Source organism: Bradyrhizobium sp. Leo170, from assembly GCF_004296405.1.
Lineage (GTDB): Bacteria > Pseudomonadota > Alphaproteobacteria > Rhizobiales > Xanthobacteraceae > Bradyrhizobium.
In genome coordinates this window covers 26,489-39,593 of the sequence record NZ_PSRR01000037.1, presented here as the reverse complement: position 1 = coordinate 39,593, position 13,105 = coordinate 26,489, and the positions used below count along the sequence as shown (strand labels likewise).

13 protein-coding genes and 1 pseudogene are annotated in these 13,105 nt (G+C 64.2%); 8 read left to right on the top strand and 6 right to left on the bottom strand.

What is annotated here, in order from left to right; all coding sequences use genetic code 11:
* Positions 1-504 precede the first annotated feature (504 nt).
* The 3 genes from CWO89_RS09680 to CWO89_RS09670 all read left to right on the top strand — a co-directional run bounded on the left by CWO89_RS09680 (position 505) and on the right by CWO89_RS09670 (position 3,587).
* Complete coding sequence (locus CWO89_RS09680) at positions 505-1,542, top strand: PrsW family intramembrane metalloprotease (protein WP_130578399.1); 1,038 nt, start codon at positions 505-507, stop codon at positions 1,540-1,542.
* 70 nt (positions 1,543-1,612) lie between these two features.
* Positions 1,613-2,191: an HdeD family acid-resistance protein gene (locus CWO89_RS09675; RefSeq protein WP_130578398.1), complete on the top strand. Its 579-nt coding sequence runs from the start codon at positions 1,613-1,615 to the stop codon at positions 2,189-2,191.
* A gap of 310 nt (positions 2,192-2,501) precedes the next feature.
* Positions 2,502-3,587 (top strand): 3-deoxy-7-phosphoheptulonate synthase, encoded by a 1,086-nt coding sequence (locus tag CWO89_RS09670; RefSeq protein ID WP_130578397.1) that lies wholly within the window; start codon positions 2,502-2,504, stop codon positions 3,585-3,587.
* 45 nt (positions 3,588-3,632) lie between these two features.
* Here CWO89_RS09670 and CWO89_RS09665 read toward each other — a convergent pair whose 3' ends face one another.
* The 3 genes from CWO89_RS09665 to epmA form a co-directional block, all read right to left on the bottom strand.
* Positions 3,633-3,884: a hypothetical protein gene (locus CWO89_RS09665; protein ID WP_130578396.1), complete on the bottom strand. Its 252-nt coding sequence runs from the start codon at positions 3,882-3,884 to the stop codon at positions 3,633-3,635.
* Positions 3,885-3,954: 70 nt separating this feature from the next.
* The gene (locus CWO89_RS09660) at positions 3,955-5,046 is read right to left on the bottom strand and encodes a lysine-2,3-aminomutase-like protein (RefSeq protein WP_130578395.1); all 1,092 of its coding nucleotides are present in this window, start codon (positions 5,044-5,046) and stop codon (positions 3,955-3,957) included.
* Positions 5,043-6,095, bottom strand: coding sequence for an EF-P lysine aminoacylase EpmA (epmA, locus tag CWO89_RS09655; protein ID WP_130578394.1), 1,053 nt, complete (start codon positions 6,093-6,095; stop codon positions 5,043-5,045). The genes CWO89_RS09660 and epmA overlap by 4 nt, the downstream gene beginning before the upstream one ends.
* Before the next feature lie 355 nt (positions 6,096-6,450).
* On the opposite strand from epmA, the gene efp reads away from it, so the two are divergent.
* From efp to CWO89_RS09640, 3 genes and pseudogenes are all read left to right on the top strand, one after another.
* Complete coding sequence (efp, locus tag CWO89_RS09650) at positions 6,451-7,017, top strand: elongation factor P (protein ID WP_130578393.1); 567 nt, start codon at positions 6,451-6,453, stop codon at positions 7,015-7,017.
* Between the two features lie 40 nt (positions 7,018-7,057).
* Positions 7,058-8,640: pseudogene (locus CWO89_RS09645) on the top strand (peptidoglycan DD-metalloendopeptidase family protein).
* 75 nt (positions 8,641-8,715) lie between these two features.
* Positions 8,716-9,150, top strand: a complete 435-nt coding sequence (locus CWO89_RS09640; RefSeq protein ID WP_130578392.1) for a DUF805 domain-containing protein — start codon at positions 8,716-8,718, stop codon at positions 9,148-9,150.
* A gap of 40 nt (positions 9,151-9,190) precedes the next feature.
* Here the strand turns inward: CWO89_RS09640 and CWO89_RS09635 are convergent, their stop codons facing one another.
* On the bottom strand, positions 9,191-9,688 hold the full coding sequence (locus CWO89_RS09635; RefSeq protein ID WP_130578391.1) for a cupin domain-containing protein: 498 nt from the start codon (positions 9,686-9,688) through the stop codon (positions 9,191-9,193).
* Between the two features lie 50 nt (positions 9,689-9,738).
* Complete coding sequence (locus tag CWO89_RS09630; RefSeq protein WP_130578390.1) at positions 9,739-10,221, bottom strand: carboxymuconolactone decarboxylase family protein; 483 nt, start codon at positions 10,219-10,221, stop codon at positions 9,739-9,741.
* Between the two features lie 50 nt (positions 10,222-10,271).
* On the opposite strand from CWO89_RS09630, the gene CWO89_RS09625 reads away from it, so the two are divergent.
* Positions 10,272-10,856 (top strand): MarR family winged helix-turn-helix transcriptional regulator, encoded by a 585-nt coding sequence (locus tag CWO89_RS09625; protein WP_130578389.1) that lies wholly within the window; start codon positions 10,272-10,274, stop codon positions 10,854-10,856.
* Between the two features lie 56 nt (positions 10,857-10,912).
* Positions 10,913-12,145 (top strand): lytic murein transglycosylase, encoded by a 1,233-nt coding sequence (locus tag CWO89_RS09620; protein WP_130578388.1) that lies wholly within the window; start codon positions 10,913-10,915, stop codon positions 12,143-12,145.
* 143 nt (positions 12,146-12,288) lie between these two features.
* Here CWO89_RS09620 and CWO89_RS09615 read toward each other — a convergent pair whose 3' ends face one another.
* Positions 12,289-13,098, bottom strand: coding sequence for an SDR family NAD(P)-dependent oxidoreductase (locus CWO89_RS09615; RefSeq protein WP_130578387.1), 810 nt, complete (start codon positions 13,096-13,098; stop codon positions 12,289-12,291).
* Between the last annotated feature and the right edge of the window lie 7 nt (positions 13,099-13,105).

Here is a 13,105-nt window from a genome sequence, read left to right as displayed (position 1 = left end):
ATCGAGGAGGGTGGAAAGTGAAGCAAACCTCGGACGCATCGCGCCGCGAGAATACGGACTCATGTCCCTTACCATACTCCACCGTCATGCCCCGCGAAGGCGGGGCATCCAGTATCCGGCAGCCTCTCGGCTCAAGCACCGCCGCCTCTGGAATACTGGATCGTCCGCCTTCGCGGACGATGACAGCGGTGCAAGGCGCGAGGGACTCGTAGGGTGGGCAAGCGACTTCACGCACGGTCGCTTAAACGGACTCCAGCGGAAGCATGCCCACCATCGCGAGCGGAGTGCTTGATTGGTGGGCACGCTGCGCTCTACCCATCCTACGGGCTACGGACTGCAGGATCCCGGCTCGGGGCCGGGACACCGGGAATGACCGACCGTGCAATGCGACAAAAAGCCGTGAATGTGGCGCGCCGAACCCATCGCAAAGCGGTTACGTTGCCTTGCCAAGCGCCGGCTTTGTGGCCATTTTCGTTAGTCGTACCCGGTTTTGATTACCCGCAGATGCTATTGCTCGAGTCTCTCCCAACCGTCATCGGCGCCGCCGCCATTGCGCCGGCGCTTCTGATGCTCTGGCTCGTCATCGCCGCCGACGAGCGCCCGGGCCCGCCGGCGCAGGTCTGGCTCGCTTTCGTGCTTGGCGCGGCCAGCATCTCGCTGCTCGGGCTGGTGCGGGCGCCGTTCAACGCATTGCTGGCGATACCGGAAAACCCCTGGATGACGCTGGTGGTGCGCTCGCTGTTCGGCGTCGCTCTCCCTGAGGAGATCGTGAAGATCGCGGTGATCATCGCCGTGTCGTCGCGGCGCCGCGCCTCCGCCGATCCGATGGACCCGGTGGTCTACGGCGCCGCCGTAGGGCTCGGTTTCGCCGCCTACGAGAACCTCGCCTACCTGGTCCAGCACGCCGAGATGTGGCGCGCGCTCGCCGTGCTGCGCAGCGTGCTCACGGTGCCGTTTCACGGCGCGCTCGGCATCATCGCCGGCGCCTATGTCGCGATCGCGCGCTCCGGCACCGCGCTCGGCGCACACCGCAAGAACCGCGCCTGGGCACGGTTTTCGAGCTGGGCCATGGTGCTGGTCGCCCCGGTCCTGCTGCATGCCGCGTTCGACTTCCCGCTCCTGACCCTGCAGCGGGGTGGCGATCTCGGCTCTACGCTGCGGATGATCCTGGGCTCGGCGAGCGTCCTGATCGGGTTCAGCTCGATCGGCTTCGCCATCCGCCTGATCTACCGGGTCGGCCGCCATCATGCCCCGCGCACCGCGCTCGCGCGTGAACGGCTGAGCCAGTTGCGGCGGATGTGGGCCGTGCTCGTCCTCGGCAGCGGTGCCGGCTTTCTGGGGCTGGCCTTCGTCCTGGCGTCGATCCGTCGCTGGCTGATCAATCCCGAGCACAATCCGGCAGCGATCCTGGTCTCGCTCGCCGCGATCTCCATCGTGATCGGCATAGCGCTGCTGATCGCGACCACTGCGATCTACATCTTCGGGCGAAATCGAATTCGCACGACATCGGAGGGCTTTTCGTCGGCGCCGGGGCCGGGCTAATCTGATATAATCAGAACCGGATATGCTCTAGGATCGCTCGTGCAATTAGGCACCTGCCGGGAGCGCTGCGATGACCCTTCCAGACAACCTCGACAAGTTGCAGTCCGAAGTCAACGCCACGGTGAAGGCGCATTGGAAGGCCTTCCTGTTCGAAGGCATCCTGCTCGCGGTTCTTGGCCTCGCCGCGTTGATCGTGCCGGCCTTCGCGAGCCTCGCCGTGACCATCTTCCTCGGCTGGTTGTTCCTGATCTCAGGCATCGGCGGATTGATCGTCACCTACTGGGCGCGCGAGATGCCGGGCTTCTGGTGGTCGCTGATCTCGGCGGCGCTCGCCGTGCTCGCCGGCCTGATCCTGCTGGCGCGGCCGATGCAGGGCGTGCTGACGCTGACCATCGTGGTCGGGGCCTATTTCGTTGCCGAAGGCGTCGCCACCATCATGTATGCGCTGGAGCACCGGCGCGAATTGACCGGGCGCTGGTCGTGGCTCTTGATCGCGGGACTGATGGACATCCTGATCGCCTTCATCATCGTCGCCGGACTGCCCGGCTCGGCGGAATGGGCGCTTGGGCTCCTGGTTGGCCTCAATCTGTTGTTCGGCGGGGCCAGCCTGATCGGCATGGCGCTCGCCGCCCACAGCACCGACCCGTGATTTAGAGCGTTTTCGAGCGAAGTGGATACCGGTTCGCGTGAAGAAAACGCGTCAAAACAAGAAACTAAAGATTCGGTTCTGATTGAATCAGAACTGAATCTTTGGAGGTGACAAGGCCGCATCCATCCGCTATAGAGCCAGCCATGATCAACGCCGCCACCAGCTATTTTTGGTACTTTAGCTACGACAGCTCGCTGGCGGCGGGAGGATCGCGCTCAATTTAGTGAAATTGCAGCAAGACGTCCGAACAGCCGCCAGACCTGGCGGCTTTTTTGTTGGCCGGCAGGTTCAAAAATCAAAGGAGCCCGCCGTGTTGAGTACCACTGACGATCTTCGAATTAGAGAACTGAAAGAGCTCAGTACGCCCGAAGAGGTGATGCGCGAGGTCCCGCGCACCTTGACGGCGACGCGGGTGGTGATGGCGGCGCGCAACGCCATCCACGCCATCCTGAACGGCAAGGACGACCGCCTCCTGGTCGTCGTCGGCCCCTGCTCCGTCCACGATCCCGAAGCGGCCATCGATTACGCCGAGCGCCTCGCCACCTTGCGCGAGCAGCTCTCTGACCGGCTCGAGATCGTGATGCGGGTCTATTTCGAGAAGCCGCGCACCATCGTCGGATGGAAGGGGCTGATCAACGATCCCAACCTCGAGGGCAGTTTCGACATCAACAAGGGCCTGCGGCTTGCCCGCAGCGTGCTCTCCGCCGTCAACAATCTCGGCCTGCCCGCCGGCAGCGAATTCCTTGATATGACGACGCCGCAATACATCGCCGATCTCGTGAGCTGGGCCGCGATCGGCGCGCGCACCACGGAGAGCCAGATCCACCGTGAGCTTGCCTCCGGGCTGTCCTGCCCCGTCGGCTTCAAGAACGGTACCGACGGCGATGTGCGTATCGCCGCCGACGCCGTGAAGTCGGCCTCCTACCCGCACCATTTCATGGCGGTCACGAAGGGCGGGCGCTCGGCGATCGCGGCGACCAGCGGCAACGAGGACTGCCACATCATCCTGCGCGGCGGCCGCGCGCCGAACTATGATGCGGCAAGCGTCGATGCCGCCGCGGCAGAGCTGGCGCGCTCAGGCGTCAACCACCGTATGATGATCGACGCCAGCCACGCCAACAGCAACAAGAAGCCGGAGAACCAGCCGCTGGTCGTCGCCGACATCGCCGGCCAGGTTTCCGGCGGCGAGATGCGCATCATGGGCGCGATGATCGAGAGCAACCTGGTCGCCGGGCGGCAGGACGTTGTGCCGGGGGTCGCGCTCACCTACGGGCAGAGCATCACCGATGGCTGCATCGATTGGGAGACGACGGTCTCCTCGCTCAACGTGCTCGCCGATGCGGTCGAGGCACGCCGCAAGGCAGAGCGCCGCGATGTCCGGGAACGGCTGGCCTAGACGCCTGCTCCGAGCCGCTGGGCGTCGCAGCGCCCGGCGGTCGCCTCAGCAACCCCTGCAGATGCTCTTGATCTTGCGATCAAGGGCGGCGTCTTCCTTGTTCACCGGATTGTTCGGGTCGTTGATATTGTTCTCGCTCGGCACCTCGCCGCGGCGCGGCTGACGGTGGCCGATCGGCGCTTCCGGAATCGGCCTGGTCTCGGGACCGGTTTTCGGCACTGTCGTGGTTCCGCCCTGCGCAAAGGCAGGCGCACCGATCAGGGTCACAAGTGCCATCGACAAGATTGTTTTCCGCATCCTGATTCTCCTGCCTCTCAACACACTCTATCGCGCCCGTTCGGGCACGTCGATATTCGTGCATCTTCGATCACACCTTAGGTGGATAGAGATGCACGTCACCGCAATAATCGACGACACGGTAGCGTGTTTCATTAACTCCTTCACGTTGTGAGGGATTGTCCTGCGACAAATAGCGAGGCCCGATCGGCGCCTTGCCATGGCCGCCGGGAATGTCGAGCACGTAATCGGGCTGGCACAGGCCCGAGACGCGGCCCCGCAACGATCGCATCAGTTCCTGCCCGTCTTCGATGGTCGTGCGCAGATGCGCGGTGCCGGGCGCAAGATCGCCGTGGTGCAGGTAATAGGGCTTGATCCGGCATTCGACGAAGGCCCGCATCAAAGCCTCCAACGTGGCGGTATCATCGTTGACGCCCTTGAGCAGCACGGTCTGGCTCACCAGGGGAATGCCGGCATCCGCCAGCCGCGCGCAGGCGGCGCGCGCTTCGGGCGTCAGTTCGCGCGGATGATTGGCGTGGATCGCAACCCAGGTCGTGGCGCCCTCCACACGCAGCGCGCGGACCATCTCCGGACTGACGCGGGCCGGATCGGCCACCGGCACGCGCGTGTGCAGGCGAATGATCTTGACGTGATCGATGGCAGCGATGTCGGCCATGATCTCGGCGAGCCGCCGCGGCGACAGCATCAATGGATCGCCGCCGGTCAGGATCACCTCCCAGATCTCCGGTCGCGAGCGGGTATAGGAAAGCGCGTCGCGATAGGCATCCTCCGACAACGCGGTCGCCTTGCCCGGCCCGACCATCTCGCGGCGGAAGCAGAACCGGCAATAGACCGCGCAGACATGGACGAGCTTGAACAGCACCCGGTCCGGATAGCGGTGCACGATGCCGGGAACAGGCGAATGCGCATCGTCGCCGATCGGATCAGCGTTCTCGCCCACTTGCGTCACGAGTTCGTCCGCGGCGGGAATGAACTGCCGCGCGATCGGATCGTTGGGATCGTCCGGCTCGATCAGCGCCGCAATATCAGGCGTCACCGCGATCGCATAGCGCGCGGCGACCTGCTCGAGATCGGCAAGTGCTGCCTCTGGCGCAAGGCCGCGCTCGATCAGTTCGGCGGGCTGGCGCAACGTTGCGGTCAGCTTTCGGTCGATCCGGTTCATGTCTCTCCTGCCGGCGGCGTCCACACCACCTGGTCGATCCGCAGCGCGCCGCTTGCCAGCATCACCAGCCGGTCGAAGCCGAGCGCCACGCCGCTCGCCTCGGGCATCTCGCCGACGGCGGCGAGAAAATCCTCATCCAGTGGGTAACGCTCGCCATAGCGGCGCTCCTTCTCGTCCATGGCCCCGGCGAAACGTCGGCGCTGCTCGGCGGCATCGGTCAATTCACCGAATCCGTTAGCGAGTTCGACGCCGCAAGCATAGACCTCGAAGCGCTCGGCCATGCGCGGGTCGGACGGTTTCGCGCGCGCCAGCGCCGCTTCCGGGATCGGATAGTCGGACAGCACAGTCAGGCGCCCCCGCCCAAGATGCGGCTCGACGTGCTCGACCAGAACCTTGCTGAAAATATCCGACCAGGTGTCATCCTCGGCGATCCGTATCCGTTCCTGGGCTGCATCCGCAAGCGCCCCACGGTCACCCTCGCCGTCAACGATGGTGGCCAGAAGATCGATGCCGGCAAAGCGCTCAAAGGCGGACGCAACCGTCAGCAGTTCAGGCACCCCACCGACCTCTGCGGTCTTGCCGCGGAACGAGAAGCGCCGGATGCCGGTCGCATGTGCGGCCTCAGCGATAACAAGGAGGGTATCGGCTATCACGGCGTCGATGTCATCATTGGCGCGGTACCATTCCAGCATGGTGAACTCGGGCAAATGGAGGTCACCGCGTTCGCGGTCGCGGAACACGCGCGCGAACTCGAAGATCTTGGTTTCGCCTGCGGCGAGCAGCTTCTTGCAGGCGAACTCGGGTGATGTCCGCAAGTAGCGCGGCACCCGGCTTCCATCGGCCCGCGTCAACTCCGTGCGCGGCGCATGCAGATGGGTCTCATTGCCGGGCGAAACCTGCAGGATGCCGGTCTCGACCTCCGAAAATCCTCGCCCCTCGAACCAGGCCCGCACCGCCTTGGTCACGGCGCTGCGCGCCTCGAGAAACGGCTTTCTGTCGGCGTGCCGAGCTGGATTCCACCAGGGCGACGGGCGGTCGACGCCACTCATGGCTGCGCTCCCGCTAAAGGACGCTTCACGTGATGCGTCGGATTGTCCATCAACAGGTTGAGAAAATCGATAAAGACCATTGAAATCACTAGATTTCCATCGACAAGCGGCGCCCCCTTGATGCCCGACGGCGAATGCGTTGTCCACATGGCGGGGCTGGACCACGTTCCGGCTCGCGGTTCGCACGGTTGACAGCCGCCAGAGGACGCCACACCTGTCAGCAACCTGCCGAAACCGGCCGCAAAAGGCTGGCATCTCGGGGGCAAATCAGTATGTTGCAGCCCGAAACTGCCGCGAGGCCGCCGAGCGCATCAGCCGAGCCGAGCCGGCGGCCGAACCATTCAGGAAAACCACTTTGAGAGTCATCGCCAGTTCCATCCGCAAGGGCAACATCATCGAGCAGGATGGCAAGCTTTACGTTGTCCTTTCCGCCGAAAACATCCATCCCGGCAAGGGAACCCCGGTCAGCCAGATCGAAATGCGTCGCATCGGCGACGGCGTGAAGGTCTCCGAACGCTACAAGACCACCGACCAGGTCGAGAAGGCAACGGTTGAGGATCGCAACTTCAATTACCTCTATGAGGACGCCGACGGCTTCCACTTCATGAATGGCGAGACCTACGACCAGGTCCAGGTTCCAAAGGACATCGTCGGGTCGTCCGCGCCGTATCTGCAGGAAAACATGACCGTGAAGCTCTCGATGCATGATGGCAATCCGGTCGCGATCCAATTGCCGCAGCGCGCCACCCTCGAGGTCGTCGAGACCGAGCCGGTGACGAAGGGCCAGACCGCCTCGTCCTCCTACAAGCCCGCAATGCTCTCGAACGGCATCCGCACCGCTGTGCCGCCGCATATCTCGACCGGCACGCGTATCGTGGTGATGACCGAAGACGGCTCCTATGTCGAACGCGCGAAGGATTAGCCGATCGAGCTAAGGGGGTGCCGCGCCGGGGGACGACGCGTTGAAAGTGAAAGCTGTCCGCTTCGTCGCACCTTGGCTGGCAGCTTTCGCGTCGCTCCTCGCCAGCCCCTTCGCCGCTTCTGCCGACGAATTCCGTACCCCTTCGATCTCGGCCGTGCGCGTCGAATGGCGCGCGGTGCTCGATCAGCTCCGCGCGGAGATCAATACCCAGCCTTCGATCGCCGCAAACTTCACCTTTGCGAGCCAGCGCCGCGTGCCTTCGTACGATCCGCGCTCACGGCCCGCGCTGGTGCAATTGAACGCGATCACCTCGCAGCTATTCCCCGGCATCGGCCGCAGCCCGATCCCGGTGCTCCTGCCGTTCGACACCGCAAGCTATCTCGAAGCGCGGCAGAGCGGCACGCCGGAGAGCTTGTCGGTGTCGCGCTATCAGGCGGACTTCCGTCCGGCCGATCTCTTCCATGCAGGAGCCGCCGGTTATGATGCGATGTTCGCACTCGAGCCGGGAGCAGGCAACGGGATGCCGGAGCGGACTTTCGCAAGACCGGTCGAGGTGCATATCACCGGCTCGCTGCTCCTCTATGATCTCAACGATCGGCTCGGCGGCAGAGCCGAACCGGTCAAATCGCTTTCGGCGCAATACCCTGATATCCGACGCATCATCCGCGAAGGCTATGTGCGCTACGCCTTCACCCGCTTCGGCGTGCCCTATGTGGTCTCGATCCACTGCCTCGATAGCACGCCGCGGCTGCGGCGACTGGCCTGCCGCGAAGCCTATGCGGTCGCCGCGCGTTTCCTGAAGGCGCTACGCGTCGCCGGCGGCCAACCCTCGCGGCTGCGGCGGGACATCGCCTCCGTGAGCGCCGAGCGGCCGGCAGCCGTTTCACCCGAGTTCACCTATCGGCCGAGCGGCGACATCGTCGCCAACAGCGGTTACCACAAGCAGGGTGGCCGCACCGATCTGACCGCGTATTCGCAGATCCGCTTTCCTTTGGCGAAGGCGCCGGCCTTCGTCCATTCGCAATCGTTCGGCAGGCGCGCGACCAATATCCCTGGCAGGACAGTTTTTGCGAGGCGCGCAGCTTCGAAGTCGGCCAGTGCGCCAACGGCTTTGGCCACCAGGGGCAGGATATCCGCCCGGGCGCCTGCCCGCCCAACAGCGAAAGCGGGGAGTCCTGCGATCCCAAGCGGCAAGCGATCGTTGCCGTGCGCGATGGCGTCGTGATCCGTTCACGGGGCCAACAGGGGGCGACGCTGCAGGTCAACACCCAGACCGAACATATTCGCTTCCGATATATGCATATGAACCCGTCGGCGATGGATGCGGACAGCCTTCTCAACGGACGCCGCGTCACGGAGGGCGAAAAGATCGGCGTGGTCTCGAATTATCTCGATCATCCCAACGGCACCACGCGCCACCTGCATTTCGACGTGCAGGTGTTCACGCGCGACGGCTGGCTCTGGGTCAATCCCTACACCACGCTGGTCTCAGCCTACGAACGCCTGATCCGCGGCCGCGGCCGCGAGATCGGCCCCGAACCGCCCGCGGCAGCCGCGGTGGCGCACGCGCAGCCGGAAGACGTGATCCAACGTCTCGATCCGCAGGAAGGTGGCGGCAACTGATTGCCGACCAGGCGATTGACGGAAAGGAGCTAAATCTCCGAAGTCGATTCCGCGATCGTTAAGTGCCTGCAATGTATGGTGGGCAGCAAAACTCAAGTGAAACCACGATCGCGCATGTTCTCGACCTTCGCCTGGTATTTTCTGTCGCCGAACGGCCGGATCAGCCGGCAGGAATTCCGACTCGGCTTTCTCGGGATTGTCTTGGTCTACATTCTGCTGGTCCGGTATTACGTCTCACCCGATGTCAATCCGCCGTATGACGGCTCGGTCCGGCTGGCGCTGCTGATCGTTCTGTGGCCGCTCATCGCCATATTGGCGAAACGGTTGCACGATCTGAATGTCTCCGGATGGTGGCTGCTGACCCTTCTCGCCATTCCACTTGTTGCCAGCGCGATCAACATCAGCGTGTCTATTCCATATCTGCTGATCGTTGCCTTTCTGAGCTTCTTTCCCGGAGGATACGGAGACAATCGGTTCGGCCGCGATCCACTGGCGCGCGCCGGAATCTAGCGCGTCCGCCGCGACGCGTTTACAAACCCGCCGAACCGCACTACTCGAGAAACGTCGTGAGCTCCGCGCCCTCGTCGGCCACGAACACAGCAATCAATTCCGCGGGCTCCGTATTGCTCGCATTGGCTGAGACCAGGTGCGTCGAGCCCGGCGGCTCGAAGAAGGACTGGCCGACCTTGAACGTCTCAAGCGGTCCGCCGCCGAGCTGCGAGCGGATTTCGCCCTTGGTGATGTAGGCCGTCACCGAGCCAGCATGCCGATGCGCGCGCGTGAAACCTCCGGGGCCGTAGAACACGCGCACGATGGTGACACGTTTGCCCGGCACGTTTGGCAGAGCGTACGAGCCGATCGGCTCGACCTTGTCGAGCGGCGATCCCTCGGCGGCATTCGCGCAAAGCGGCGCGATGGCGCCGGATAACGTGTCCATCATCGCCGGCAATGTCTTTGCGGTGACCAGGGCACAGGCAAGACCGGCAATGACCGCGAGCGAGATCGGCCGCGTCGGTGCGAAAGGAGTTGTCGCCAGCATCGATGCCATGTTGTTCTCCTTTGGAGAAAGACGTTATTCGCCCCCTTTGCCTTCCGGATTCACGACGCGGCTGCGCCGACTGCGGGCGGCTTCCGTGCCGGCGGCGTCCAGCGATAGGCGACGCCATACCTGTTCCAGACGTTGATCGCTGCGATCGCCGAGGTGAGATAGTTCAGTTCCTGCTCGGAGAATTCCGCGCGCGCCTCAGCATAAACCTCGTCGCTCACGCCGTCGCCCAGCGTCGTCAGCGCTTCGGTCCAGGCCAGCGCGGCGCGCTCGCGGCTTGAGAATTGCGGAGCCTCGCGCCAAACCACGACGAGATTGAGCTTGTCGGCGGATATGCCGAGGCTCTCTGCCTGCAGGACATGAAACTGCACACAAAAGGCGCAGCCGTTGATCTGCGAGGCGCGCAGCTTGACCAGTTCAAGCAACTGTTTGTCGAGCCCGGCCTTGGCCGCCATCTGGCCCAGCGCCCGCACGGCCTCGTAGACTTCGGGTGCGAGTTTCTGAAAGTCAGCGTATTCGGCTCTCGCGTGTGACATCGGTTTCGCCTCATGTTATCAGTATACTGATACATTGTAAGAGCACTGATATGTCGCGCAAGGCTCGGTACACCGGCAAGAAATCGGTCACGGTTCGCAAGACGTCAAAAGGCGGAAAATCGAAAAATCCCGCTCGGAATAGGAAAACGCACGCGGCGGAAAATCTGACGGTCGCGACGCCCCGTCCGCCGCCGCCCGGCCAGGGCAAACGCGGCGAGCAAGGCTACCTCGCTTATCTCCTGCGGCAGGCGCAGGCTGCGACCCGGCTGACAATGGAACGCACGCTGGGAGCGCTCGGGGTCACCCCGCCGCAATTCGTCGTGCTGACGATGCTGCGGGCCTATCCCGGGCTGTCCGGTGCCGATCTCGCGCGGGTGGCCCTGCTGACGCCGCAGACCGTCGGCGTCATCATCCGCAATCTCGAGCGCGACGGCGCGATCCGGAAGACACCGCACCCGGTTCACGGCCGCGTCCTGCAGTGGACGCTGACCAGGCGCGGAACAGCACTCCTGGAAAAATGCCGGCGTCACGCCCATGCCGTGGACCGGCGGCTGGCTAAAGGGCTGCCCCCCAAGGCGGAACTGATCGTGCGGCGCTGGCTGTCCAAAATCGCCACAGAGCTGCAGGATAGCTAGGTTCCCGCGGCGATGTGACTTTTTGTGTACTTTGATGGCGTCGCTAGATTGGCAGCATGAAGCAGATTGATTCTTTGAAATCCCCTGCCCGCCGGGCTTTCCTGCAAGGCAGCATCGCGGCTGGCACCCTGCTGGCTGGCCCGTTCTCAGCGCTTGCCGCAGCACCACCCGGCTTCGACCAATGGCGCGACAATTTTCGCGCCCGCGCGCTCGCCAAGGGAATCTCGGCGGCCACCTGGACGCGCGTGATGGGCCGCATCGAGCCCGACATGAGCGTGTTCCGGCAGATGCAGAAGCAGCCGGAATTCAACGAGCAGATCTGGCAGTACATCAACCGTCGCGTCTCCGACTGGCGCATCATCAATGGGCGCGAGGCGCTCAAGAAGAACGAGGCGCTGTTCGCGCGGATCGAGAAGGATTTTGGCGTCGAGCGCGGCACGCTGCTGGCGTTGTGGGGCGTTGAATCCGCTTACGGCGATCCGCTGGTGCAGCGGAACCACATGAAGCCGGTATTCCCTGCACTTGCCGCGCTCGCCTGGAACGAGCCGCGTCGCAAGGCCTATTGGGAGACCGAGTTGATCAACGCGCTCAGGATCGTCGATCGCGGCTGGAGCACACCGGAGGAGATGCGCGGCTCCTGGGCCGGCGCCATGGGGCATTCGCAATGGATGCCGGAAGTGTGGCTCAATGTCGGCTTCGACTATGACGGCGATGGCAAGGTCTCGCCATTCGGCCGGCCGGACGACGCACTCGGATCAACCGCGAAATACCTCGTCAACCGCGGCAAATATCACCGCGGCCAACATTGGGGCTATGAAGTACGCGCCAATGGCAGCATGAGCGGCAGCCGCACCTACGCGGCGTGGGCCAGCGCCGGCGTGACCCGCGCCGACGGCCAGCCGTTCCCGCAGCCGAATGCATCGGCGCAACTCTGGATACCGGTCGCGGGCGGCCCCGCCTTCCTGCTGGGTCCGAATTTCTATGCCGTGCGCAGCTACAACCCCTCGATGAACTACGCGCTGGCGATCTGCCATCTCGGCGACCGCATTCTCGGCGCGCCGCCCTTCATCCATCCCTTCCCCGGCTCCGAGCGCGCACTGACGCTTGCTGAGGTGCAGGAAATGCAGACCCGGCTGACCAAGGCCGGCTTCGACACCGGCGGCACCGACGGCCGCGTCGGCAACGACACCATGAAGGCGATCCGGGATTATCAGACCAAGATGGCCCTGTTGCCCGCCGACGGTTACGGCGGACTGAAGGTACTGGCGCGGTTGCGGCAGGGTCCGTAGCGTGTGTCGTCACCAGGTCGTCATTCCGGGGCGATGCAAAGCATCGAGCCCGGAATCCATTTCTCCCCTCGCGACCGCTGCCCAATGGATTCCGGGCCTACGCCTTCGGCGCATCCCGGAATGACGAGAGGGATTGACTGCTGTCACGCCCTGCGCGCGACGGCACCTGCATTCATCCCGCCGTCGATGACGAGCTCAGTTCCCGTCACGTAGCGCGACGCATCCGAGGCCAGATACAGCACGCCGCTGGCGATCTCCGCCGCCTGGCCGGCGCGGCCGAGCGGAGTTGCGAGCTTCGCGCGCTCTTCCGGATCGATCGGCGCGTTGGCGGGGTTTCCCGTCGCCTCCGTCGGGATCTTGCCCCAGATCGGGGTGTCGATGATGCCGGGATGCACCGAATTGACGCGGATGCCGTCACCTATGGCGGCGCATTCCATCGCGACAGACTTCGCAAGCAGCCGCACGCCGCCTTTGGTCGCGGAGTATCCGGCAAGGCCCGCCGCGCCGCGCAGGCCCGCAAGCGAGGACATCATGATGACGGATCCGCCGCCGCTCTTCCGCATCAGCGGCAGAGAATATTTCACCGAGAGGAAAACACCGTCGAGATTAATCGCGGTCTGCCGGCGCCAGTCGGCGAGCGTCATGTCGGTGATCGACGGCACGGAGATGCCGATGCCGGCATTGGAGACCAGCACATCGAGCCGGCCGAACCGTTTCTCGATCTCCGAGATGATCTCCACCCAGCGTGCCTCGCTGGTCACGTCCTGTTGCAGAAACACCGCTTTGCCGCGGGCCTTGCTGATGCCGGCAACGAGCTCCGGTCCCCTGAGCTCGTCGATATCGGTCGCCACGACCGTGGCCCCCTCCTGAGCCAGCAATTCCGCGACCGCCGCGCCAATACCCGAGGCCGCGCCGGTGACCAGCGCCACCTTGCCTTCCACCTGTCCCGCCATGTGCTCT

Coding starts and splice junctions, on each gene's coding strand:
- CWO89_RS09630 (WP_130578390.1), bottom strand. CDS start 10,221: ATGTCACACGCGAGAGCCGAATACGCTGACTTTCAGAAACTCGCACCC.
- CWO89_RS09675 (WP_130578398.1), top strand. CDS start 1,613: ATGACCCTTCCAGACAACCTCGACAAGTTGCAGTCCGAAGTCAACGCC.
- CWO89_RS09625 (WP_130578389.1), top strand. CDS start 10,272: ATGTCGCGCAAGGCTCGGTACACCGGCAAGAAATCGGTCACGGTTCGC.
- CWO89_RS09640 (WP_130578392.1), top strand. CDS start 8,716: ATGGTGGGCAGCAAAACTCAAGTGAAACCACGATCGCGCATGTTCTCG.
- CWO89_RS09620 (WP_130578388.1), top strand. CDS start 10,913: ATGAAGCAGATTGATTCTTTGAAATCCCCTGCCCGCCGGGCTTTCCTG.
- CWO89_RS09635 (WP_130578391.1), bottom strand. CDS start 9,688: ATGGCATCGATGCTGGCGACAACTCCTTTCGCACCGACGCGGCCGATC.
- CWO89_RS09665 (WP_130578396.1), bottom strand. CDS start 3,884: ATGCGGAAAACAATCTTGTCGATGGCACTTGTGACCCTGATCGGTGCG.
- epmA (WP_130578394.1), bottom strand. CDS start 6,095: ATGAGTGGCGTCGACCGCCCGTCGCCCTGGTGGAATCCAGCTCGGCAC.
- CWO89_RS09660 (WP_130578395.1), bottom strand. CDS start 5,046: ATGAACCGGATCGACCGAAAGCTGACCGCAACGTTGCGCCAGCCCGCC.
- CWO89_RS09615 (WP_130578387.1), bottom strand. CDS start 13,098: ATGGCGGGACAGGTGGAAGGCAAGGTGGCGCTGGTCACCGGCGCGGCC.
- CWO89_RS09680 (WP_130578399.1), top strand. CDS start 505: ATGCTATTGCTCGAGTCTCTCCCAACCGTCATCGGCGCCGCCGCCATT.